At 51.1% G+C, this 23,895-nt stretch carries 21 protein-coding genes; 12 read left to right on the top strand and 9 right to left on the bottom strand.

Annotated features, from left to right (window positions below; translation table 11 throughout):
- Positions 1 to 35 precede the first annotated feature (35 nt).
- The 6 genes from xseB (at position 36) to MMG03_RS04700 (ending at position 4,199) form a co-directional block, all read left to right on the top strand.
- Positions 36 to 248 carry an exodeoxyribonuclease VII small subunit gene (gene xseB, locus MMG03_RS04725; protein ID WP_073157160.1) on the top strand — a complete coding sequence of 71 codons (213 nt, stop codon included), beginning with the start codon at positions 36 to 38 and terminating at the stop codon, positions 246 to 248.
- A 3-nt stretch (positions 249 to 251) separates the two neighbouring features.
- Positions 252 to 1,073, top strand: coding sequence for an ABC transporter ATP-binding protein (locus tag MMG03_RS04720; RefSeq protein ID WP_073157157.1), 822 nt, complete (start codon positions 252 to 254; stop codon positions 1,071 to 1,073).
- A gap of 10 nt (positions 1,074 to 1,083) precedes the next feature.
- The gene (locus MMG03_RS04715) at positions 1,084 to 2,325 is read left to right on the top strand and encodes a class I SAM-dependent RNA methyltransferase (RefSeq protein ID WP_249505754.1); all 1,242 of its coding nucleotides are present in this window, start codon (positions 1,084 to 1,086) and stop codon (positions 2,323 to 2,325) included.
- 65 nt (positions 2,326 to 2,390) lie between these two features.
- Complete coding sequence (locus MMG03_RS04710; RefSeq protein WP_083539634.1) at positions 2,391 to 2,828, top strand: hypothetical protein; 438 nt, start codon at positions 2,391 to 2,393, stop codon at positions 2,826 to 2,828.
- 4 nt (positions 2,829 to 2,832) lie between these two features.
- A complete protein-coding gene (locus MMG03_RS04705; protein WP_073157149.1) occupies positions 2,833 to 3,768 on the top strand; it encodes a hypothetical protein in 936 nt (311 codons plus the stop codon).
- Positions 3,768 to 4,199, top strand: a complete 432-nt coding sequence (locus MMG03_RS04700; RefSeq protein ID WP_073157146.1) for a hypothetical protein — start codon at positions 3,768 to 3,770, stop codon at positions 4,197 to 4,199. Before MMG03_RS04705 ends, MMG03_RS04700 begins: the two co-directional genes overlap by 1 nt.
- A gap of 52 nt (positions 4,200 to 4,251) precedes the next feature.
- Here MMG03_RS04700 and MMG03_RS04695 read toward each other — a convergent pair whose 3' ends face one another.
- Together MMG03_RS04695 and MMG03_RS04690 are read right to left on the bottom strand one after the other, a co-directional pair.
- Positions 4,252 to 7,743, bottom strand: a complete 3,492-nt coding sequence (locus MMG03_RS04695) for a hypothetical protein (RefSeq protein ID WP_249505753.1) — start codon at positions 7,741 to 7,743, stop codon at positions 4,252 to 4,254.
- A 165-nt stretch (positions 7,744 to 7,908) separates the two neighbouring features.
- Positions 7,909 to 9,960, bottom strand: a complete 2,052-nt coding sequence (locus tag MMG03_RS04690) for a cellulase family glycosylhydrolase (RefSeq protein ID WP_249505752.1) — start codon at positions 9,958 to 9,960, stop codon at positions 7,909 to 7,911.
- A gap of 144 nt (positions 9,961 to 10,104) precedes the next feature.
- On the opposite strand from MMG03_RS04690, the gene MMG03_RS04685 reads away from it, so the two are divergent.
- Both MMG03_RS04685 and MMG03_RS04680 read left to right on the top strand, forming a co-directional pair.
- Positions 10,105 to 11,520 (top strand): nitroreductase family protein, encoded by a 1,416-nt coding sequence (locus tag MMG03_RS04685; RefSeq protein WP_249505751.1) that lies wholly within the window; start codon positions 10,105 to 10,107, stop codon positions 11,518 to 11,520.
- A gap of 6 nt (positions 11,521 to 11,526) precedes the next feature.
- Positions 11,527 to 12,486 (top strand): tripartite tricarboxylate transporter TctB family protein, encoded by a 960-nt coding sequence (locus MMG03_RS04680; RefSeq protein WP_249505750.1) that lies wholly within the window; start codon positions 11,527 to 11,529, stop codon positions 12,484 to 12,486.
- A 16-nt stretch (positions 12,487 to 12,502) separates the two neighbouring features.
- On the opposite strand, the gene MMG03_RS04675 is transcribed toward MMG03_RS04680, so the two are convergent.
- Both MMG03_RS04675 and MMG03_RS04670 read right to left on the bottom strand, forming a co-directional pair.
- Positions 12,503 to 13,195, bottom strand: coding sequence for an LrgB family protein (locus MMG03_RS04675; protein ID WP_073283836.1), 693 nt, complete (start codon positions 13,193 to 13,195; stop codon positions 12,503 to 12,505).
- Positions 13,192 to 13,602 carry a CidA/LrgA family protein gene (locus MMG03_RS04670; protein ID WP_249505749.1) on the bottom strand — a complete coding sequence of 137 codons (411 nt, stop codon included), beginning with the start codon at positions 13,600 to 13,602 and terminating at the stop codon, positions 13,192 to 13,194. The genes MMG03_RS04675 and MMG03_RS04670 overlap by 4 nt, the downstream gene beginning before the upstream one ends.
- A gap of 197 nt (positions 13,603 to 13,799) precedes the next feature.
- Between MMG03_RS04670 and fmt the strand changes: the two genes are divergently transcribed.
- From fmt to MMG03_RS04650, 4 genes are read left to right on the top strand one after another with little or no spacing between them, the layout of a single operon-like run.
- Positions 13,800 to 14,726 (top strand): methionyl-tRNA formyltransferase, encoded by a 927-nt coding sequence (gene fmt, locus MMG03_RS04665; RefSeq protein ID WP_249505748.1) that lies wholly within the window; start codon positions 13,800 to 13,802, stop codon positions 14,724 to 14,726.
- A gap of 8 nt (positions 14,727 to 14,734) precedes the next feature.
- On the top strand, positions 14,735 to 16,036 hold the full coding sequence (locus MMG03_RS04660; protein ID WP_249505747.1) for a transcription antitermination factor NusB: 1,302 nt from the start codon (positions 14,735 to 14,737) through the stop codon (positions 16,034 to 16,036).
- 15 nt (positions 16,037 to 16,051) lie between these two features.
- The gene (locus MMG03_RS04655; protein WP_249505746.1) at positions 16,052 to 16,657 is read left to right on the top strand and encodes a hypothetical protein; all 606 of its coding nucleotides are present in this window, start codon (positions 16,052 to 16,054) and stop codon (positions 16,655 to 16,657) included.
- Positions 16,657 to 18,363 (top strand): hypothetical protein, encoded by a 1,707-nt coding sequence (locus MMG03_RS04650; protein WP_249505745.1) that lies wholly within the window; start codon positions 16,657 to 16,659, stop codon positions 18,361 to 18,363. Before MMG03_RS04655 ends, MMG03_RS04650 begins: the two co-directional genes overlap by 1 nt.
- Here the strand turns inward: MMG03_RS04650 and MMG03_RS04645 are convergent.
- From MMG03_RS04645 to MMG03_RS04625, 5 genes are all read right to left on the bottom strand, one after another.
- Entirely contained in the window at positions 18,360 to 19,442 is a 1,083-nt protein-coding gene (locus MMG03_RS04645; protein ID WP_249505744.1) for an A/G-specific adenine glycosylase, read from the bottom strand. The genes MMG03_RS04650 and MMG03_RS04645 overlap by 4 nt on opposite strands.
- Positions 19,443 to 19,590: 148 nt before the next feature.
- Positions 19,591 to 21,030, bottom strand: a complete 1,440-nt coding sequence (locus tag MMG03_RS04640; protein ID WP_073157117.1) for a glycosyltransferase — start codon at positions 21,028 to 21,030, stop codon at positions 19,591 to 19,593.
- Positions 20,993 to 21,775 carry a phosphoribosylformimino-5-aminoimidazole carboxamide ribotide isomerase gene (gene hisA, locus MMG03_RS04635; protein WP_073157114.1) on the bottom strand — a complete coding sequence of 261 codons (783 nt, stop codon included), beginning with the start codon at positions 21,773 to 21,775 and terminating at the stop codon, positions 20,993 to 20,995. Before hisA ends, MMG03_RS04640 begins: the two co-directional genes overlap by 38 nt.
- 15 nt (positions 21,776 to 21,790) lie before the next feature.
- On the bottom strand, positions 21,791 to 22,825 hold the full coding sequence (locus MMG03_RS04630; RefSeq protein WP_249505743.1) for a hypothetical protein: 1,035 nt from the start codon (positions 22,823 to 22,825) through the stop codon (positions 21,791 to 21,793).
- Between the two features lie 20 nt (positions 22,826 to 22,845).
- Positions 22,846 to 23,829, bottom strand: a complete 984-nt coding sequence (locus MMG03_RS04625) for a GDP-mannose 4,6-dehydratase (protein ID WP_073157110.1) — start codon at positions 23,827 to 23,829, stop codon at positions 22,846 to 22,848.
- Positions 23,830 to 23,895: the final 66 nt, after the last annotated feature.

Below are 23,895 nucleotides of genomic sequence, written 5' to 3'. Positions count from 1 at the left end.
CAAAACATTTTAGCAAATCTTCTATATTCCTGTTTATGAGTGAAGAAAATTTTGAGTACAAAAATGCCATGGATCGTCTGGAGTCCATTTTGGAACGGATTGACAATTCCGAAATGGAAATTGACGAATTGGCTGGCCAGGTTCAGGAAGCGACAGAACTGTTGCGCAAGTGCCGCCAGATTCTCCTGAAAACCGAACAAAATGTACAAGAGGCTTTGGCTAGCCTCGATGGCGAAGTGGAAAAATAACAGATGTCTGAATCTGCTAATGGAATCCCGTCTTCTATCCCCGCCCTGGAGGTGGATGGCCTGACTGTAAAGTTCCCCATTCGCGGGGGCGTTCTGAGCAAGGTCCAGAGCTACTTTACGGCTGTGGATCATGTCAGCTTTACCTTACCCCAGGGAAAGATCCTTTCTATTGTGGGGGAGTCGGGCTGTGGAAAGTCTACCCTTGTAAAGGCCCTTGTGGGCCTGAATCCCATTGCTTCCGGAAGTTTCAAGGTCTTTGGCCAGGAAGGGGGCCGTGCCGCAGGTGGCAAGGGACTCCGCATTTCGGACGTGATGCAGATGGTTTTCCAGGATCCCTTTAGCAGTCTCAATCCGAGGCAGACCGTTTCTGAAATTTTGACCGCGCCGGTGGTGGCTCGGGGAGCATCCTTTGAAGAAGCCGAGAAGCGGGCTCGTGAACTGTTAGACCGCGTGTCGATTCCCAATGGAGCCCTGGACAAGTTCCCTCATGAATTTTCCGGTGGCCAGCGACAGCGCCTGTGCATCGCCCGCAGTCTGATGGTGCAGCCTAAAATTTTGCTTTGCGACGAAGTGACAAGCGCCCTTGACGTGTCTGTGCAGGCGCAGATTCTGCATTTGTTGAATGACCTGCGAAATGACCTGGGGCTTTCCATCGTGTTCATCAGTCATGATATGCAGGTGGTCCGTGCGTTAAGTGACGAAGTCCTGGTCATGTACTTTGGCAAGGTGGTTGAACGTGGCGACGCCGACGTTGTCTTGACCAATCCCCAGGATGATTATACGAAAAAATTGTTGGCTAGTGTGCCTACCATCAAGCGAACCTAGAATTTGATTTATGGCTAATTTCCGTAGAAAAACAGAATCCCGCGAAACCCGCTTTTATGAACTGCGGATCGAAAAAATGGTTCAGGGTGGCGATGGCATGGCCCGTTTGCCCGATGGCCGAATTTGCTTTGTGCAGGGAGCCCTGCCTGGGGAATTGTGCAAGGTTCTGCTAACCTTTTCCAAGAAAGATTTTACCCGCGGAAAGGCTATCGAAATCGTAGAGGAATCTCCAGATCGCGTAAAGCCGTTTTGCCCCCATTATGGCAAGTGCGGCGGATGTAGCCTGCAGCACCTGGATGCATCAAGGCAGATTGAATATATGGAACGTGTGGAACGGGAAAACTTTAAGCGCCTGGCTCATACGGAACTGCCTGCCGATTTTAGAATTCACTTTGGTAAACCTTGGGAATATCGCAATCGTGCCCGCGTAGTTTATTGCGGCGACCGCGGCAAGGGCGAAAGAGGAGCTTTCGGTTTCCGCGGTCAGGAAAGCAACGATGTGGTGCCTTTCAAGAAGTGCCCTGTACTGACACCTGCCCTGAATGAATTCCTGAACGGTGCCGGCCGGGAACTTTGTGCCGCTAACCGCGATGCCCGCGAACTGAACATCTTTGATAACGGTGCGGGCGATGTCAGCTATTTCTATCGCGGTATGCCCAAGTCCGATTTTGAAAAGAATGCGGTCAGCGTGGTGGATATTTGCGGCAAGAAAATCGAGTCCGATTCGTCGGTGTTTTTCCAGAGTAATTTAGGATTGTTGCCGGAACTGGTGGAAAGCGTTCGTAAGGCTGTGGAGGCTGGTATCGCCTCCGGAGAATCCAGCGATGAATGGCTGATTGACCTGTTCAGCGGCGTAGGCTTCTTTGCCGCCCTTTTGCAGGACAAGTTTAAACGCGTGACGACGGTGGAACGTGAAGACGGTTGCCTTAAGCATGCCAAGGTGAATCTAGCGGGTACCGCCAACTGCGAAAATGTTTCTGCCCCTGCCGAAGACTGGCTGGCCAACCATGTGGTGGATGTTCCTGCTACGCTTATTGTGGACCCTCCTAGAACAGGACTTCCCAAGGAGGCGCTGGAGGCCATTATTGCCAGTTCCGTAAACCGTCTGATTTATGTTTCCTGCGACCCCGTCACCTTAGCCCGTGATTATGCCAAGTTTGCTGTGGCAGGGTTCAGCTTGAAGCAGGCGGAAGGTTTTGCCTTCTACCCACAGACTCCCCATATGGAAATGATGTTTGTACTGTCCCGCTAAAATTTTTATTACACAATTAGATGTTCCATTTTTGCTACTTTACCTATAGTAAGAAAAGAGGTGTTATGAAAAAGTTGTTCCTTGCCATGATGGCTTTCGCTCTTGCAATTTTTGCCGGATGCACTACCGAAGAACCTTCCATTGTCTGTGGCCGTGACTGGAATGCCGGCTCCATGGTTGTTGCCGATACGACCAGTGAATTTGATTTGGCCGACCAGATGGTAGTGCAGTTCAAGTATGGCAAGAACTTCGACTTTACCAACTTGAAGGTTGCCTTTTACGAAGGTTCTACGGCTCAGAAGGGTGCCGAAATCTGGTCTCGCGATGTAAAGGTTACCGAAAAGATGGGTGTGTATACCTTGCAGGGTAAGTCTAGACATGGTGGCATGATGCTGGCCCGCGAAATGTGCAAGCATCGCAAACCCGGTTCAGTCATGATCGAGTTTAGCGCCGATGGCCGAGTGCTTGCTACCAAGGATATTCAACTTGTAAAGACCCGCTAATTTTATGAAGAAGAGTAATTTGATCCTGGCGGGTTCCGCCATTGCCTTGAGTGCAGCCCTGGTGGCTTGCGGTGATTTTCCCGTGACCATGAACTATACGCTTTCGGAACCGGTTAAAATGGAAATGATTGCCGAAAGCTATATCACCACTCTCGATGAAAAGGGTGACGAACGCGTTGGTACTCATACCTTGACCAATGTGAAAATTCAGTATTCAACATCGGGCGATACCACCAAGGTCCATAGGGATTACGTCATCGACAATTCCAGTGGCTACCTGAAGAACTATTACCCGACGGCTCTGGCCTGGCGTGCAAAGTCTGTGGACTTGGCTGCCATCGATCGCAAGGTCGTTAGCATTGACGGTCTGAACGAAGGCTACGATAGCATTGTGACGAAACTGCCCATGCCCAAGCTGTGGCACGAACAGTTGCTGAATCCTGAATTTAAGCCTCACCTGGCCCGTGCCGAAAAGCACCGCTGGGAAATGGATCACCTGCTGGTGGGTGAAATTCCTGCCAAGGGAAACATCACGCAAAAGCTGAAGGATGAAGGCCGATTGAATTTCGCCTTGATCCAGGTTGATTCTGTGGTTGTCCGCGGTTTTGAAAATCGCGACCATCGTCGCTGCCTGGATTATGTGGTTTATTTGCAGGAAACGGAAAGCTTCCCCTATTTCATTTGGGAACAGCATGTCAATTCCAAGATCGTAGACGAAAAGTTCAAGAAGTATAACAAGGGCCTTAAGGCTGAATACCAGACCCGCTACGAAATCATGATTGACCCCAAGACCGGTATCCCCTGCCTTTCTCATGAAACCAAGGTCGGTACCCATACCATGGTGAATCCGGAAACTCGCGATACGGTGACCTTCACCAGCCATATTACCGTGGAACGTATGTTCAATACCATAAAGCCTGGCGAAGAGGGTAACGAGTAATGCGTCGCTTGGTTCCTGCAGCTTTTGTCGCGGCCTTGTTGGCTGGTTGTGCTAGCCATCCCTCGCCTCAGCAGACGATGGTAGACGACCGCCACCTGGTTTACGTGGATATGTATAAGGCCTATAGAAAGGCTGAAGAAGACTATCTGAACTTGCTGTTCAATATTGAACGCATGCCGGAGGAAGAAGAACTCTGGATGATGAAACGCGAAAAGATGCTGGAACTGAATCAGCTGAAAGAATTTATGCTGAATGCACGCCAGGAACTGGATGAAGCCATGCGACTGTGGGAAATGCATTTGTTGGATGTTCAGGCTGATTTGAAACAGGCTCAGTTAAAGGCCTTTAATCCCAACTTCAAGGGAGAGGATGCCCAAAGGACAAGTCCGGGACAGTTATTGCCTAACGAGGCCAATCAAATTCACAAGTAATTTAAAAAGACCTTCGCTGATGCGGAGGTCTTTCTGCTATTGTGGGTATTGGCTACTGCCAAGTGTTGAGGAAGCCCATGCCAACCGCAAACTTGATTCGGGTGGGGGCGATGCATTCGGGAATGATGGGCAAGTCGATAGGATTCAGCTTGCGGCCTCCCTCTAGATTTTCGTCTTCACCGATGCGACTGAGGCCGCGGGCGAATGTCAGGCTGATATCCAGGGGAATGCTATAGAACAGCTTGTTGCTCCAGCGGAAACTCAGGCCTACGTCGCGATCCCAGAATTTGCCCTTGGTCATTTTGTGAGGATCGAACCATCTGCCGTTCCATGCTGCACCAATCTGGGCGAACAAGTCGAAGTAGAAATCGCGGGTGCTGAAGATCCATGCAGACTTGCGCCAGTCGCTGTAGATGGGGAACAGGTAGTGGACTTCGGCCATGGCGGTTCTGGTGCCTGCCAGGGTATAGTCTTCGGAACTGCGGAGGTAGGGGTAACCTTCCAGGAATAGCGGGAGATAATAGTAGGTGTCCAGGGTGTCTTCCTTGGTGTCGGTATGCCATTTGAAGATCCCGTTGATTTTTCCGCCTGCTGCAAGGCGGGCTCCTGTCCAGGGACTCTGCAGACTTCCGTAGAGATCGATGCCCACCTGGTTCAGGGTGAAGTTCCTGTACTTGGGGGTAATCTTGCCAGAGGCGTCGACGGTAAAGCTTTCGGAGAATGTTCCCGGACGATACAAATCCGAGTTGGACGTCTGATAGTAAAGGAACAGACCATTGCCTTGTCCGTCAATTCCGGTGCCGCCTTCGCTATGGTCGCCATAGAGGCCAAGGGCGAATAAGGCGGTAACGCGCTTTTGGTAAGTCCAGTCAAAGTTGTCTTCGTAAAGGTTGAAGTTGGCCCAGTCGTAACTGAGGGCGAATTGCAACGTGTCGATGGTCTTGAAAATGCTGTAGCCTGCGGCACCCATAACGGATTGCATGGGGACTGCATAATGGGTGGTGCCGATTGAATCTCCATAGGCTCGAGGATCTTCGTAGCGGATGGTGTCCATGCTGGTGTAGTTGGCGTAGGAGTAGGCGAGACTCAAATCAATGGGTGTGCTGCGGTTTTCCCAGGAAATGAAGAATTCCTTTTCTTGCCTGGGGTTTAGACCGCTTCCGTTGATGTAGTCAAAGCCGGAACCTATTTCCAGCAAGAGTCCCATCTGGATGGTGTTCTTCTTGAGGGGGTCAGTGAGAAGTACTGCCAGACCGGCCTTGGCCTTGACTTGGCCGTCTCCAAAGACTGTTAGGTCCGGAGCGTTTTCCGAGAAGGCTACCATGGGAACAAACAGGGGAACTGACGGAATTGGCTTATAGTCTTCTTCGATGCCTGCAAATTCCAATTCCTGGAAATCAATTGCCTTGACCACGCGCTGTAAGGGGGCTCCCTTGAGAACAATTTCCTTGGAACCTTCGTGGGAGGTAATGGTTCTGGTGGTGTCTGCGATTTTTATGATGGAGTCGCGGAGGGCGATGGAGGGCTGCGGTGTGCAGGGAGCCACGGAGTCTGCGACGGTGGAATCGGTGAGGGCGGTGTCGCCACTTGTTGTGTCAGCGTTGCAGACGCTCCAGGTTGTATCTGCAATCTGGATGGTGGAATCTCGTTGGGTAACGCTAACTGTTGTGTCTGAAGAAGCGGGAACAAAAATGCTGTAGGCCAACTTATACAGGGAGAATCCGTCCTTGTCGTAGTTGGTATAGTACAGTGTATCCCCTGCCAGGGTCGGAGTGAATGCGCCACCAACTACGTTGGTCAGGGCATGCTCTACGCCGGTATAGATGTTCTTCTCTATAAGGTTGAAGATTCCGTTTCTGTTGCTGGAGAAGACAATCTTTTCGTTGTTCAGCCAGTTTACGTCACGTTCGTCAAATTTCGTGTTACTGATAATCTTGAAGTTCTTTCCGTCGGAGTCCAGCAGGGCGATGCCGCGGGTTTCGTTATCGAAGAAGCCGAAAGCAATCTTCTTTCCGTCGGGGCTGAATTTCGGACTATAGATGTTATAGTACCGGAGGCTGGAATCAGGAACGTACAAGTCTACTGGTTCTTCCGTTTCGTAATCCTTAAGATCCTTGGGGAAGGAAACCTTACTCAGGACGAAGCGTGTGCTGTAGGGTTCGCGACGGACAAAAGCGATGGTTGTACCTTGAGGATCGATTGCAGGATATACTGCATCTGTCAGGTAGGATACCGTGATTTCATTCTTGTTGGTGTCGGCTACGGCGATGTCGAAATGGGCGTGGCCATCCTTGTCGCGGTTCTGGTAGGTGACGTAGGCTAGCATAGGTCCGCGGATGGAATCTTCGTAGACGTCGATGCCCTTATCCAGCCATGCCTTTTTCAGTTTGAATCCTGTCTTTGCGAAATCGGATATGTCGATGGTGCTGTCTGCGCCTTCGATGTCCACTTCTCCAATTTCCACTTTTACGTTGGCGGTATCTACGGCGGAACTATCCTTGTTTGCTTCGGTGCTGTCCTTTTCCTCTTCGAGAGGCATCTTGAACAGGCCGCCATCAAACCATGCGCCGCCAAAGTTGGAAACGCCGTAGAGGTGCTTGCCTGCTACGATGGGAAAGTCATTCCAGAAAGCGTCTTCGGTAAGCTTGGTGCCTTCGACCAGTTTTCCCAGGGAGTCTTTCTGCGCGGTGTAAGCTTCTGTGATTTCCTTTTTCCAGGCGTCGTAAAGTTCCTGCTCGCTAATGCCAAGAACGTTTCTGATGGCACCATCCAGGGTCATGCGCTGGTATTTAGAAAGGTTTTCCCAGATTTTTGGGACTGCGTCTTCACCGTAATGCTTGTCGATGTAGCGGACCAGGGCGAATCCCTGAGTGTAGGGGCCCAATTCCGCAAAGAGGGAATTGTCCGAAAAGTCGTGCATGTATTCCAGGCTGAGCAGACTGTCGTTCAGGGCGGCCACGCGGAGGAGCATGTCACGGTGGGTGTCCCATCCGTCAAAGCCCATGCGGCTGGATTCATATTGTGCCGTACCTTCGGCAAGCCAGAGGGGCTGCAGGGTGAAGGGCAGCAGGCTGGCGAAATCGCTGGTGGTGCGTTCGTTGTAATAGTCGGTGTAGCTGAGCTGAAGGCCGTATACGTGGGGGTTAAACTTGCTTCCGCTTTCGATACTGACCAGGTGGCTGAATTCGTGGGTCACCACGTCGGTGAGCCAGCCATGGGAACTGCGAACCTTAAAGTCCCAGTTGGTGAGCCACAGGTTCAGTGCGTTTTCGCTGGGGATGGCGCTGCCGTTACTGTAGAGGGCGTTGTTCAGTGTGACGTTGACGCGGCCGGGCAGGTCGTGGTAACGACCGACGACGCTGTCGTAGACAGCCTCGGCGTAAGCCGATGCCTTGGCCGCGTGATCGGTGTATTCTGCGGGATAATGGAATTGGAAGTGCTGTGTTCCTGCAGTCTTCCATTTGATATCGCTCTGGTTGCCGTAAAAACCTGCGGCCATGACCGTCGCCGAAAAGAGGGCTACGGAACCTACCAGCTTTTTCACAAGTCTCGTTTTATGTATGCGTTTTTTTATCAGCTTTTTCAAAATAAAAATCCAAATTATCTATTCCTCTAAAATCTATAAAAATTAGGGGTCGTAAATACCAAAAGACCGTCCCATAAGAGACGGTCTTTCGTGTTTAGGAGGAGAATGAATTTCTAGATCGAATTACTTGCCGAAGTAGGCTTCCTTCATGCCGTCGATCAGCTTGGTGCCCTGCTGAGAACCTGCTGCGGATTCGAAGAGAGCGAACTGACCGGTGTAACCCCAGTGCTGCAGCGGAATTTCAAGTTCTTCGCTGATTTCGCGGAGGGCGGTCATGTAGTTCAGCACGGACTGTGCGTCGGCACCGGTATTCAGCGCACCGAATTCGTTGATGATCACCGGAACGTTGTTCTTTACAGCCCAATTCTTGGCGGGGAGGACAACGCTCATGATGAATTCCTTGCTGCCGCGCTTGTAGTAATTCTTGATGTTGGACTTGATATAGCTTACTGTGGACTTGGTTACGCCGAAGTCTGCAGAGTATTCGCTCCACTTTTCCTTGTCGTAGGGGAACATCAGGTTCTTGATGGTCTTGGTGTCGCTCCAGCTTGCACCCTGGTGGGTGAATTCAAACGGATCGTAAGTGTGAACGGCGTAGATGATCTTGTCGTCGTTCAGCGGTTCGCCCTTGGCAAGGTTGCTGATGGAGTACCATTCTGCATCGCCGAAGACCAACATGTGGTTCTTGTCGACGGTACGGATGGAGTCGATGATTTCCTGTGCAGCCTTGCGCCAGGAGGCGGAAGTGACTGCGCCGTTGGACATATCCGGTTCGTTCAAAAGTTCGAAGAAGATGCTTTCGCGGCTGTTGCTTGCATAGTGCTGGGCCACATGCTTCCAGACGTTTGCCATCATGGTTACGTACTGGGGATCGGCTGCGGTTTCCTTGTTGTAGCCGTTGTCGTATTCATGGTAGTCGATAACGAAGGACATGCCTGCCTTTTCAGTCCAGGTGGCGAAGGAATCCAGAACGGCGAAGAGGTTCTTGTCGTCAAATTCCAGGGCGGCAGCCTTACCGGCAACGACGTCGTCGCGGTTGGTGGCGTAAGCATCCAGGTCAATGGGGAGGCGCAGAGCCTTGATTCCATTTTCGGCCATCAGCTTGATGTCGCTTTCGTCAAACTTGAACTTGCCATTGAAGGTGTAATTTGCATCTTCGAGCCAGTTGGTAATGTTGATGCCCTTGTCCAGCAACTGCATTGCCTTTGCCTGCAGCGGGTTGCTGATGGTGATGTCGCCAATGACGTTTTCCGGGAATTCAGGATCCTTGATGGTCATGTCGGCCACGTCCTTAGCCACTTCGCTGGTGTCCTGCAGGTACAGGTTGTCGATAAGAACGGAGTCCATTCTTGCCTTACCCTTGGCCTGGAAGCTGATCTTTTCGATATGGGCTGCGTTGAATTCAACCTTTTCGCCCCAGCCACCCTGAGTCAGGTCCTTGAAGCGGACTTCCACCTTCTTCCACACACGGGATGCCTTGACAGTTGCAAGATGTACGTCGTAGTCTTCAACGTCAGAGATTTCTACATGGATTTCATGAGCGTCACCCTTGAACCAGTAGGTAACTCCGCCGTATTTGGTAAAATCCATGTCGTTGCTGGCGATATAGACGCCCCAGCCTACATACGGATCATATTCGTAACCACCCTTGTCCAGGTTATAGTAGACTGCAAAGGCGTAATCAGTGCCGTTGTCGGAACGACGTGCCTTGGGGTAGCCGTTATCGTCTACCGGGGTAAGGATGGTGGAATTGCCCTTGTTGTCCTTGTCGCTATAGGTGTACCAGCCTGCTTCGTTAATCAGGGCCACGCCGTCACCGTCTTCGAAGTCATCCACCAGGAGGCCGATGCCGGTTTCTGCGGGGATGTTGATGGCCGGAGTAATCTCGGTGGCTTCTTCAGGAATGGTCAACACGAACTCTTCAGTGGTGTCTGAGGGAACGACGGTGGTGTCGCCCGGAACAACAGGAACAGTCGTAGTGTCAACGGGGGTTTCCCCTGCCGGCAAAGTGTCTACAGGCGTGGTGTTGCCGGTTCCGCTAGTGGTATCTGCAGGGAGAACTGCAGGGTCGTCGGAATTGGCACCGGAAGAAGAACTGTCACCGCAAGCAGTTGCCATGAGGGCGAAGGTGGCTGCTGCAGAGAGTGTTGCCAGAGATTTCAGCTTAAGATTCATTTTATCCTCGTAAAGAGTTTTTGATGAAATTAGACATTGTATTTCCGATGTAAAAATATAATTGGAGGGGGCTTTTTTGCCCTTTTAAAAAGAATAAAGAATCAAAACTGTAGTTAATGTTTTTATATTGTTTTATGTTTCCCAATGTTTTACACAGAGTATTATCACCAGTCCATACAGAAGACGTCTAAAAAGGCGGCTGGTGCTGCAGCGTTACATTGGGAACGTCAGAAGATTTCTGACCGTCGGTATTCCGGTTGCAATCGTATTGATGTTCACGAAGGGGAGGTTCCCTCTTTCGGTTATGTTTCGTCTGATGGGATGGAACAAGTTGGCGTATATGTGGTGCTTCGGGGGCGCAATTTCCCCGATGGCATTTATGCCTATGATGCTGATGGCCGTAGCGGTGCTCCCAATGTGGCGGGACAGCTGGTAAAAATCGGCGGAAAAGATGAAATGAAACGTCTGGCCGAGGCGTTCCCCCATAAGGATTTTTTGCTGGACACTCCGATTCTGTATCTGTTTACTGGAATTTTGGAACGATCCGTGTGTCGTTTCAAGGAAGGGGCTTACTCTCGAATTCTGCAAGATGTGGGTGCCTGTGTGGGAAGCGTGATGCTGCATGCCAAGGCCAAGGGGGCGAAGGTTTTCCCCTTGGGCGGTTTTGTGGATGACCAGGTGGCTGTTTCCCTGAAACTCCCTTCTACGGAAGTGCCTCTGGCGGGCCTTGCGGTGTTTCCGGAGTATAGCGAACTGGCTTACGATTCCATTGACGATGGTGTTGGGGAGTCGGCATATTCCAATCGCAGCGAGGCGGATCCCTTGTTGATGGCGGCGGAGCCTGGTGCCAGTTTTGATGCGGGTTGTGTAAGTGCCTCTAGCCGTTACCCGTCCCGATTTATGCGCCAGAATCGTGGAGAGTGCATTGAAGATTTGAGCAAGTGCATCCGTGTGCGTCGCCTTGCTACGCAAGCCCTGCCTGGGGATGAGTTTCCCTTGACTCCTGCAAGATATGACAGCAAACTTTATGGTCAAGTGGTGAATGATCTTGGGAAGGTTCCGCAGAGGCGAATTCCCTTTAAGCGAACTTCCTTTGACCTGGATGAATTTTCCAGTATGTTGCGCTGGCTGGAACAGGGCAAAATCAACTTGTTTGGCGCAGGCCTGTTAAAAATCTGGATTGTGGTTTTTGACGTGATGTTCGTGTTCCCCGGCGTGTACCGCTATGTGCCTGTACGCAAGTCTATTTACATGCAGGGTGGAGTGGTGGCGGCAAAGAAATTCGTCAAGTGTCATGTTGTTCCCGAAGAGGTTGAAAATGCGGCCTTTGCCGTGGTGCTTACTGCCGACCTGAAGGAAGCCTGCAACTTGCTGGGTGAACGTGCCTATCGCTATTTGAACTTGAACGCAGGATATATTCTGCAATCGCTGAACCTGTCTGGACGAATCCTGAACAAGACTGTACGCGATCAACATTTCTTCTATGAAGATGACCTGAAGAAACTCTGCAATTTGCCGGATGGCGAAAGTGTGATTTCCGAAATTCTCGTGGGAAAGTAGGCTTAAATGTTGGGTTGTTTTCTGTACGAATTTCAAGATGCCAAATTGGTGTGCTTTGATTTAGCCTTGGCTTTGGTTATAAGCATTCCTCTGTGGCTGGGATTCTTGTTTTCCTTTATGAATTCCCAGACCCGCTTTAAGAAACTGGGTGCTGTTCTTTGGTCAATATTGACGGCCTTTGTTTTGGGAACTGTTGCTTGGGCTGTCTTTAGAGCCCAGTACATTGATGCTTTTGATCTGTGGAAGAACATAACTCCCGTGATTTGCTTTGCTGCCATAGTACCGGTCTTTTTGGCGACAAGTGCGTTTGGTCGAGTGTTTAAACGAAAGAAAAAACTCCATTGGCTTGTTTTTCCCGTATCATTCGTTGTTTCCTTTGCGTTGGTTGTTGTTTTTGGCTGGGCGTTGTTGGCTGAGGAGTATGGCTCATATTCCGAGTCTGTGATTTCAAAGGAAGAAATGGAACAATCGGAAGGATTTGATTTTGAAATTAGACTTGGCCGAGGATCCTATTATGATGATATTAGTCTGAAAATTAGAGGAAAAGTTGATTCTGTTTACTATCAAGTCAAGTATGACCTGTGTCCCTATGTTTTAGACAACAAGGATTGGAATCCTGAATATACGGAACCTCTGGAAAAGATTGTTACTCCTTGGATTTTGCTTAATCAAGAGAAGTCCTCCATAGCAAAGAGACTGAGGGAAGCAATGATGGCTTACGAAAGTGAATGGACTGCTGTAAGCGTTTTGGATGGATATTGCACCGGCATTGTTGTCCACGATTTTCAGAAACAAACGCGTCGAAGTATGAGTTTCTGCAATGCGGATATTTCAAATGTGCCTAAGGCCTACGCTATGGAAAAAATGAGTGATAGCCTTTGGCCCCCTCGCGAGACTTATACGAAATATTCCATTGAACAGGCGGAAAAAGCCTGCCGAGAAAGCCAGAATTATACGGGCGAATAATTTGATCAACGGGCGGTTAACCGATTAACTGCAGCAGCAGTGGCGCCACGACGGCCGTGAAAATTCCTGCGATGCCGATGGCCAAGGAACTCATGGCGCCTTGGGTTTCGCCGATTTCCATGGCGCGGGTGGTGCCTAGGGCATGGCTTGCAGTACCGATGGCGATACCTTGGGCCACCTTGTGCTTAATGTGGAAGAACTTGCAAACTACGGAAGCGGTGACGGCACCGGTAATTCCCGTAATCACGATGGAAATAATGGTAATGCTGGGAATGCCGCCAATCTGTTCGGAAACTACGGAGCCCATGGGAATGGTAATGGACTTGGGGACCAATGAAAGCATTAAAGTGCTGCTAAGGCCTACCAATTTAGAGGTTGCCACCACACAACAAATGGAGGTGAGGCTACCGACGGCGATGCCTGCCAAAATCGGGAGCCAGTGCTTTTTGAGGTTGCCCAACTGCCTATAGAGTGGAACTGCCAGCACAACGGTTGCGGGGCCCAGCAGAATAGAAATGTAGTCGCCGCCAATTTTGTAACTGTCGTAGCTGATTCCCGTAATCATCAGGAATCCCACAATGAGAATGAGGCCGATGAGCAGCGGGTTCAAGATGGAGTACTTGAATTTCTTGTTCAGAGCCACGCCCACTTCGAAGGCGGCCAAGGTCAAGAAAATTCCGAACAGGGGCGAGTTGATGATGGTGTTCATTTCTTCCCCCTAGTGGATTGTTTCATCTCTTCATCTTCAAGTTGTTCGATGTTCAGACGCTTTTCTTGATGGCCAATGAGAAACTGCGTGGTAAGGCCGGTGGCTGCCAAGCTGATGAGCGTCAGTACGATGCAAAGAAGGAGTAGGGTGGGCCACTGGCTAAGAATGTCGTCGCCAACGGTCATAATGGCGATGCTTGGCGGCAAGAAGAAAAGTGCCAGATGGTTCAAGAAGAAACTGGAAACACCGGAAATCTGTTCCGGCTTGAGGACTTTAGTACAAAGTAATACAAGAAGTAAAACCATGCCGAGAATGTTGCCCGGGATAGGGATGCCAACCACTCGGTTCAGAAATTCGCCTGCCAGGCAAATGGCGAAAATTACGGCAATTTGAAGAGGTATTCTCATAGCGATGCCAAATATAGCAATGAGGTGCGAGGTATGAGGTCGCATCCTTCGGATGCTCTGAGGTATGGGGCCGTTCATGCCTATGGCATTCACTTTGGGGTGTCTTTTTTTTTGCTGAACACCTCCAAGGGCGCAAATGCGCCCGACCTCACTCCTCAAAGCGAAGCGACCTCACACCTTTTTCTACATTGTCCTTCATGAAAATCGTTTTTATGGGTACGCCGGAATTTGCGGCTTGTTTCTTGAAGCACTTGAAAGAAAGTGACTTCGCTGATGTAGTTGGTGTTGTAACTCAGCCGGATCGCCCCGCTGGTCGTGGCCGCGTGCTGACTCCTCCGCCTGTGAAGAGCCTGGCTCTGGAATATGGCCTGCCGGTTTTGCAGCCTACTGATTTGAAGGCTCCGGAATTTGAAGAAGAACTCCGCGCCTTTGGTGCAGATCTTTTTGTGGTGGTGGCTTACTCCATCCTGCCCAAGAACATCTTGGGTGTAGCAAAGTTTGGTGCGGTGAATGTTCACGGCAGTATGTTGCCGAAGTACCGCGGTGCCGCTCCTGTGCAGCGCGCCATTGCTGACGGCCTGCCTTCTACTGGCGTTACTGTTTTCCGCCTGGATGAAAAGATGGACCACGGTCCTATTCTTGCCCAGCGCGAAATTATCATCGACCATCAGGACACTACCGCAAGCCTGCTTGAAAAGATGGTGGCTCCCGGCTGTGAAGCTTTGGATGATGCCATCAACCAGCTCATTACCGGTACCGAAAAGGATTTGACTCAGGATCACGCCCAGGCTTCTGGTGCTCCCAAACTGAAGAAGGAAGAAGGTCTCATTGACTTCAACCTGCCGGCTCGCGTCATTCACAACCGCATTCGCGCTTTCAATCCGTGGCCCGGTGGATATGGCAAGTTGGGAGGCCGCATGGTTTACCTCCGCGTCACCGACACTCCGGAAAACGGCCCCAGCCTGGCTCCGGGCGCAGTGGCCTTCAAGGACAAACGTTTCTATGTGGGTACCGGTGAAGGTCTTCTGGAAGTGATTGAAATTCAGGCAGAAGGCAAGAAGCCTATGCCGGTGGCTGACTTTATGCGTGGCATCCAGAATCATGATGGACTTTCCTTTTGCTAGAGGCTAAGATGGACGCGGTACAAGGCCAGAAATATGTGGATCCCCTGAAGGAACGTAAGGACGCCTACCGCGTTCTTTTGCAGTGGCAGAGGGATGGTGCTTTCATCAAGGAAGGTGGACTTTCTCCTTTTGCCATGGAACTTGCCTTGGGCGTGTGCCGCAGGTATTTGTACTTGCTGTACGTCATCAAGCATTTGACCAAGCGCATGCCTTCTGAAGAAGCGGGTACCATTATCGCAATGGGCCTTGTGCAGATGTTGTACATGAACGTCCCTGATTACGCCGCCATTGCCACAAGTGCTGACCTTGCAAAAGCTGTTGGCCTTGGGGATGGAACCGCCAGCCTTGTAAACGGAGTTCTTCGCGGAGCCCGTCGCAACGGCTTGCCGGAACTGCCTCCTCAGCGAGTCCGTAAGGTTTCCATCGAAAACTCTGTGCCTGAATGGTTGGTACGTCGCTGGTTTGATATTTACGGTGGCGACCGCGCCGAAGAAATTGCCCGCACTACTTTGACCCGCCCTGCAGAATGGCTTCGCGTAAACCTGCAGAAGACTAACGCTCCCAAGTTGGCTCAGAAGCTTGGCTTCGAGAACGCCTCTATCCTGTATGACCGTTTTATCGAGGTTCCCGAAAATGCGAAGCTGAAAGCGGTTCTGGAATCGGACTCTTTCGTCAAGGGTGAATTCAGTCTGCAGAATCCTTCCGCATACGAAGTGGTTAAACTGCTGGATCTTAAGTCGGGTTTAAAAGTCTGGGATGCCTGTGCCGCTCCCGGTGGCAAGTCCGCCCTCATGGCCGAAATGGACCCCAGTCTGGATATTCTCGCCAGCGATGTTTCTGAAAACCGTATGGCGAAAATGCAGGATTTGGCAAAGCGTCTGGGCCTTGCCAACATTAAGACATCCTGCATCGATGTTCTTTCTCTGAAGTCTGCTGAGGCTACAAAGAATATTGGCGGTTCCACCCGATTGGCTTCTGCCTATGATCGAATTCTTTTGGATGTTCCCTGCAGCAACATGGGCGTTCTTGCCCGCCGCCCCGAAGTGGTGTACCGTTTGAGCCCTCAATCCTTTAAGGAATTGGCTGAACTGCAGTACAGCATTCTTGAAGCTGCTGCCACCCGCCTTGCTGTTGGCGGTCGCCTGGTGTACGCCACCTGTAGCCCCGATCCGCTGGAAACCACCCAGGTGGTGAATCGCTTCGTGAAGGCTCATCCTGAATTTGTGAAGGTTGGAGACCCTGTGCTTCCTGCCAATAAGGATTCCCGCTTTGACGGTTTCTTTGCCCAGGCTCTTGTAAAGAACCCGTAGACCTAACGAGGTTTTATGAAAAAGATCTTCTTGTTGTTGGCTCTTGCGGTGTCTATGGCTTTGTCCCAGACCCCAGCAGACTTGGTTCAGAACCCCACAGACGTAGCTTTCTCCAAGGCCTACCTGGCTATTGAAGGTGGTGAAGTTTACCCTTGGGGTTCCTTGGCCGATGCTGTGCAGAATACCTATTATGCAGGAATCAGTTTCCGCTATACCTACTGGGATAACGTAGACGGTATCGTCATGTTTAACTATTCCTATTTCAAGCCTCGCCCCGATGACATCTCCTTTGACGGTGCTCATCAGTTTACAGGCCGCCTGGGCTTGGATTGGAAGTGGTCCAAGATTCGCCCCATTGTCCTGGGAGCGGGTTTCTCCTGCAATTGGGTTCGCGCTGACCTGGATGATGGTGTGGACAAGGATGAACTTTACAGAAAACCGGGTGGCACCCTGGGGGATAACGAAACCGAATTCGGCTGGTACGGACGCTTTAGTGTTCCGCTGTGGAAATACCAAAAGTTCAATGTCGGTTTGAATGTTATCTACGAAGAAATTTGGACCTTGCCTCGTCGATCTGACGTTCTGACTGTCGGTATTTATGTTGAAAGGAGTCTCTGGTAATGAAACACCTTTTGAAAGCTTTTCTCCTGACCAGTGTCGCTGCCTTTGCTACTGAAACGGTTCCCTCCATTATCCCCGCAGAAATGGAAGGCATGGAAGCAGAACTCCGCGCTGACGGAACGTTCCTTATTGGTGGCCCCACTTTTATCTATGATCGAATCCTGGGCGCTGGCGGCATGCATTCCGAAAGTGAATTGTGGAGCCCTGCCAAGCTGCGCGACCGTCTGCTTTTCAATCGCATGACAGGAATTATGTCCTGGACTCCCATGGTTCCCTCTATCTGGATGAAGACGGGAAACGAGCTGGGCGATATGCTCTATCAGGATTTCATTACCTCAGAAAAGGATCGCCCCACGAACTACACTCCTATTCTGGAAGGTGGTTTCAGGACTCCCAGTTTCCACGGCTTCTGGGCTACGGCACGACTTTTCCAGGATGACCATTTTTCTCAGAAGTATATGCCTTCTCGAAGAAAAATGGTGGATGATAGTTATTCTCATTTTGGTGAAAACTGGCCTCTCTTCAGTTCTGCCTACGGTGGTCTCGGTTACACCAACTCCTTGATCGACGCTTCCGTTTTGGCTGGTGAGGAATACTACTGGATTTTCTCTGAAACTTCCCGCTGGCTTCCGGTTCATAACAAACCCCGCGTAGAAGGCCGTGTCGATGTGATGAATCTTAGCCTCACCGTGGCATACGAAGATGCTGAATATCAGAACAAACTGGAAGAGGAACGCGGCACCCGCAAGGAACTGAACGGATCCGTTTATTACCGATGCGGAAAGGCTTGCAAGGATGGAGTGTTCCAGATTTCTGCTGGCTTGGCCTTCCGTGCCGTTGACGATTCTGGAGCCGTATACACGGAACTGGAAGAGGATCGAGTTTTCTGGCCCTTCATGGAACTGCGCATTCAACCTGTTAAACGTTTGACTGCCGATGTGATGTTCGGTATAAATGAACGTGACTGGATGGTGCAGGATAGTATCCAGTTTAACGCTCCCACGCCCAAGGATATGGGCTCGCTGGTTGGCGTAAAGAATATTTCTGCCACCCGCCTGAATCCTCTGGCCGATACCAAGGAAATCTACGGCAAGGAAGAAATCAACCTGACCGCAGATGGACAGATGAATTTGCTGCAGGCTTACATGGCCTTTGTCGATACCATGGGCAATGTAGCTGTAGGTGGCCGTGCCAGTGTGTGGACCGAATACGGTGCCGAAACCTTTGAAGTTGAAAGTTACGCCGAGGACAATAAATTCAAAGTCCGCTATGGCGATGTAGGTCGAATCAACTCCTGGCTGAAGGGTGTCACTGCAGAACTCTGGCTTGGCATGTGGTACGAAAAGATTTTCAACTTCAAGGCTTCAGCCGGATTTGAACGCATCGATGGTGACCTTGGCGAAGCCGAAGTGAGCCCTGCTGAATACTATGTTGGCTTTGCCGCCGACTGGTTTATCCGAAAGTCCTTCAAGGTTAGCCATTCTATCCATTATCGCAGCGATGCCCAGTGGAACCTCCGTTTCGCCAATCCTCTGGAGGTCAAGGGCGACTGGTATTGGGATGCCTCTTTCGAACAGCAGTTCCCCAAGCAGGGGATTTACCTGACGGGAACCTTGATGCACGTCTTGGCTAGCGAAACCATGGAAGCTCCCAACGCAAGCAACAACTCCTTACGCTTTATCTGTTCCGCAAAGAAAACTTTCTAGGGAATAACCTTAGCCAGCTTCAATGCCTTAAGGCTGAAACTATTGGCCAGTGCCTCTGTGGCGCTGGCTTTTTCAATCCAGCGGATTTCCATTTTGTTTTTTATATGGGGTTCGCAGGATGGTCCCGCTAACTTTATATAAAGGACTTGGCAGTCCATCTTATGTACGGTAATGCTATGCTTAAAGGAACCGCAATCCTCTACAAGTTCCGCAGATTCCGTAAAGCCATAGCAGGCCATTTCCGCAGGGACACCCACCGTCGCATTTCTCGGGGATTCGTAGTGGGGGAGCGCAAACTGATTGTTAAAGAATTTCTGCCCGCCGTGAACTGTTAGAATCTTATTGTCAGCGCTTTCGATTACGAGGACTGTTCCGTGCCAATCTTTTTGCAAGTGCTTCTTGGATGGCGGAAATGATGGTGTGAGGCCTTCGGCGTGGGCCTTGCATTCGCTGCGTAGGGGGCAGTTTTCACATTCGGGGGATTTTACCTTGCATGTGGTGCGGCCCAGTTCCATCAGGGCTTCGTTATGCAGAAATCCCTTGGGGTGGTCCGATACTTCGCGGGCGTAGTTCCAGTAAGTTTCGTTACTGTCGCGGGAATCCGTCGGCAGAAAATCCAGCAGGTATAGACGCGAAAATACGCGGACTAGATTTCCATCCAGGATGGCTTCAGGTTTGTGGTAGGCGAGGCTTAGAATTGCTCCTGCCGTGTAGGCGCCGATACCTGGTAATGCTTCCAGTTCCTTGCGGGTGGCGGGCATGACTCCAGCGCAATTTTCGGTTACGATTCTTGCGGTCTTCAGGATGTTGCGGGCTCTGCTGTAATACCCGAGTCCCTGCCAGTACTTAAAGACTTCCTCTTCCTCGGCGGCGGCCAATGTCTTCACATTCGGGAATCTCTTCATCCATCGCGTGAAGTAATCCTTTACTGTAGACACCTGGGTCTGCTGCAACATGGTCTCGCTAATCCACACGGCATAGGGATCACGGAAATCGCAAACATCGGAAGGACGCCACGGAAGTTCCGCCGCATTCTTGATGAACCAATCGCGCAGTCTCTTTAATTCGCGAGAAAACATAAAGAGTGAACCGTGAAGAGTTGTAAGCAATGAGTTTTGAGCGGTGAGTTAAGATTAGGCGCCTTCGGCGCGATTATCTAGCTCAAAGGAGCCGCAGGCTCCGCCCTCATACCTCGTACCTGAAACCCGGGGCCTCGTGCCTCGAACCTTACAGCTTGTAGTGCTTCTTTGCCACCTGACGGAAGAATTCGAACTGGGACTTGCTGGAATTTTCCAGGGTGTAACGCTTGCTGCGTTCATGGCAATCCTTGCGCATCTGTTCGTAGCCGGATTCGCGTTCTAGTTTCAGGGTGCGGCAGTTTTCGAGAGCGTCAAGCCACTTGTCTTCTTCGATGGGGAGAATCCAGCCGTACTTTTCGTTGTCTACGATATTGCGGGGGCCGCCATAGTTGCTGACCACAGCCGGAGTTCCCGTAGACATGGCTTCTACCACCACATTTCCGAAGGTGTCCGTGGTACTGGGGAACAGGAAGAAGTCAGCGTCGGCATACAGGCCTGACAAGGTTTCGCCACCCTGCTCGCCTGCAAAGCTGACAGACTTGTCCCCTTCAAAGTACTTCTTGATTTCTTCCAGATACCAGCCGTAGCCAACGTACATCAGTTCCACGTCGTCGTGGCGGGCAGCGAATTTCTTCCACACGTTATTCAGGAATTCCAGATTCTTTTCCTTGGAGATTCGACCGATAAAGGCGAAACGAACCTTACGCTGTTCGCGAGTGCTGCCGAACTTTTCCCAGGTTCCCTTGCCGCGCATATCGGGTTGGAATCGTTCCAGGGGGAGTCCGCGGGGCATCAGCTTCACCTGGTCGCGGGGAACCTTCAGCTCATTTACCAGGGCGTCGGAATAGTCGTCGCAGGGGCTAATGACGGGGCGGGCCATCCAGTAGAATACCTGCATCAGCCAGAGCACGTAGGCGTGCATCCACTTGGCCTTCACCAAGGTGCGGGTGTACTGGGGAACGTCGGTGCGGTAATGGCTCATGACCTTCACGCCGGCAATGATACCGCAAATGGCAATCAGCCAGGCTCCGGGGCTGGGAGTTTCCAGCTCGATAATGTCTACAGGGTAGCGCTTCATCAAGCGGAGTACCGGACCTACGCGGGGGATAGCCAGTTCGCTGTTGGCGTATCCCAGCTGTTCCATGCTGAACATGCGGGGCAGCAACATGCAGTAGCTGTTTTCGACCACGCCGCAGGGGCGGGTATTAAAGGCGCTGCCTGCCAGGAAGGCTTTCAGACCGTGAGCACGCATATAGGGAATCACGTTGCGCAGGTTGTTGGCGATGCCGTTAGTCTCATCCAGGTTGTCGGAGTAGTACAGCACGCTAACGTCGTCTGGATTCTTGCTCAGACGTTCCTTGCGTTCCTTCTTCAGGTGAAAGCGAAGCTTCAGAAGCTTGGGCAGGTTCAGCAGGGCGGAACCGAAAACGATGGGCGGAATCCAGCAAGTGCGAATGTTGCCAGGGGGCTTGTGCTTGATGCCGTATTCCTTGCGGAAAGTACTGGTGACGGTGCGTCCGAAAATATTCGGACGGCTGTCCAACTTTTCGTTAGCCTTGAGCTTGGTTGAATTTGACGCATTCGTCATACTTTACTCCTTTGCCACCGAAAAGGTCCAGGGCGCTTCCGATGGTGAGGTCAATTTTTCCGTCAGAAATTTCTTTGCAATGTTCCAGGTCGGCGAGGCACTTGGCGCCACCTGCGTAGGTGACCTTGATGGGGCTGTGCTTAGACAGGAACCGGATCAGGTCGTCGTCCATACCCTGCTGCTTGCCTTCGACGTCTGCGGCATGAACCAGGAATTCATTGCAATAGCGGGCCAGGTCCTGCAGGTTTTCTGGCGTAATTTGAATATCGATAAGGGTTTGCCAGCGGTTTGTGGCAATGCTCCATTGGGGTTCGGAGCCGGGTTCGTTGGTGCGCTTGCAGCTCAAGTCTAGAACCAGATGTTCCTTGCCGGTTACAGCGACCAATGCTTCCAGGCGTTCGCGGTCCAGTTTGCCTTCGGGGAATATCCAACTGGTGACGATGACATGACTTGCACCTGCATCCAGATATTCCTTGGCGTTATCGGCAGAGATGCCTCCACCTACTTGCAGTCCGCCGGGGTAAGCGGCCAGGGCAGCCTTTGCGGCTTCAACGTTTCCCTTGCCCAGCATAATGACGTGTCCACCCTTGATGCCGTCTTTCTTGTAAAGTTCGGCGAACCAGGCAGAAGAACGGTCCGTTTCAAAGTTGGTCTTGAGGCCCGCTCCCGAATCATTTAGGGAACTTCCTACAATCTGCTTGACCTTGCCGTCGTGCAGGTCTATACAAGGGCGAAATTTTGTCATAACATCTTTGCCAGGTTAGTCCTTGGCTCCTGTAATACACCAATCCAGTTTTTTACCGCTGTTCAAGTCGCTACGTCCGCGGTAGAAGAACACTTCGCCGCCTGCGGCAATCTTGAAAGCTTTCTTGGCGAACCAGCCGTCCACCTTGTCCAGGATACTAGCCTTCTGGAAAGGCTTGGCGGCATTAAACTGCAATTGGGGAACGTTCTCTTCGTTCCATAAAAAGTTTAACGAACCCTTCGGGAAGTCCTTCCCGTTATAGGCGGCATCGCCTTCCTTCACTTCCTTGGGGGTGACAACCTTCGTTCCCTCGGCGCCATTGTAAATGGCGTAGCCCAGTAGCTTTCCGTCCTTGGTCATGGAAATGCGGCCGGCATAAAGGGGGCTGCGGCTGTTGGTACTGAAGTTGACGGAACGGATGGCCAGGTCCGTGGCCTGAACCGTTTGCCAGGTCTGATCCATGTAGGCATAGCCCTTCACCGTCAGGGTGTCATCGTTATAGCCGATGCGGCCGGATACGCGGCCATAGGGAATGTGGATGTATTGTCCGAATTTTTCGTTACCCACTTTCCAGACACCGTCGCCCAAGACTTTGCCCTGTTCCGCGGATTCAAATGTCAGGTCCAGGAACCACTTGCCGTTCTTGTCGGCAGTGAACAGTACACGGTGTCCCTTGCCCGGCTTGTTTTCCATCAGGTATTCGTTCTTGATGTTGATGGTGTTTTTTTCTTTTATGGGCTGGAGTCGTTCCGGGGGGTACTGGCGGCCGATAGTGTAGGATTTTCCCTTGAAATTCCAGAAGGACATTTCGGTGGTGTTCTTGCGGCCGGTGCCGGGGATGTGCATCAGACCAAAGTTCACGAAGGCTCGGGTGCCGTTGTCGAAGACAAACTGGTAGCTCCAGGTTTCGTTGAATTCCTTGGTGGTTGCCTGGTGGGGCATAAAATCGTTGACGGTAACGTTACGGACGTTACCCTTGGGGGCTGAAACATCGGCGGCAAAAACGCCAATCGATAAAATCAGGAGCGTATAAAAAAAGGACCTAACCATAGGTCCTAATTTAGAAATTTTTAGAGTCGCAGGTCTTTGCCCATGCCCATCTTCAGTTCGATTCGACGGCGCTGAACCATTTCGTTGAACAGGTCGGTCAAACTGTCTTCCATGCAGATCATGGGTTTCCAGCCGATATCCATAATCTTGGTGGGGTCACCGATGAGTAGAGGTATTTCGTTACGTCGTTCGTAACCGGGGTCGAAGCGGAAATCGACACTTACGTCTGCAATATCCACCATCATCTCCACCACTTCGCGGATGGTGTAGGACTTTCCGCAGCAGATGTTGTAGATGTCACCGGATTCGGCCTGGTTCAGGATCTGGATCATGCCGCGGGCCACGTCACGTACGTCCACAATGTCTCGGCTTACGTCAAGGCTTCCGGAATAGATGGTGGGTTCAGCGCCATAGTACTTGATCTTTACCAGCTGATAGGCGATGGATGGGATCACGAAACGGCGGCTGTGGTGAGGACCCGTAAAGTAGAAGGGGCGCACGAATACCACATGGAGCCCGTTGGCGTTGCGGAACTGGTTTCCCAGAAGTTCCATGCAGGCCTTGGAAGTGGCATAAGGAGTAAGGGGATTAGGTAGGTCGGTTTCCTTATGGAGGTACGTCAAGTTTTTTTCGGTACGGCCATAAATTTCGCTGGAACTTAGGAGCATTACCTTAGCCTTGGGGCAGACCTGACGCACCGCTTCCAGAAGGTTCTGGGTTCCCATCAAGTTGATGTTCAGGGTTTCGTTGGGCTTCATGTAGCTGATGCCAACGGAAGACTGACTGGCCAGATGGTAAATGTGGGTGGGGGAAACCTTCTGCAACATTTCAAGTACATCCTTGAAATTCAGAAGGTCGCCGTTCAGGTAAGTAACTCCGTCGGCCTTTTGCCACGGCTGAGGCTGTTCGTCACTAAAACTGTAAAGGTCATGGGTTGTTCCAGCCAAGCTGGAAAGAATGTGAAAACCTAATGCTCCTGTACCGCCTGTAACTAGAATGCTCATATAACCTCGTAAAACCAATCTACAAACTATAAATAAAAATACAAGAAAGTTGATTCGTATTACTCA

It is taken from the genome of Fibrobacter sp. HC4 (assembly GCF_023373925.1).
In the GTDB taxonomy this organism is placed as follows: domain Bacteria; phylum Fibrobacterota; class Fibrobacteria; order Fibrobacterales; family Fibrobacteraceae; genus Fibrobacter.
Note: the sequence above shows the minus strand (reverse complement) of the source record. Positions and strands in the feature narration are given on the sequence as shown.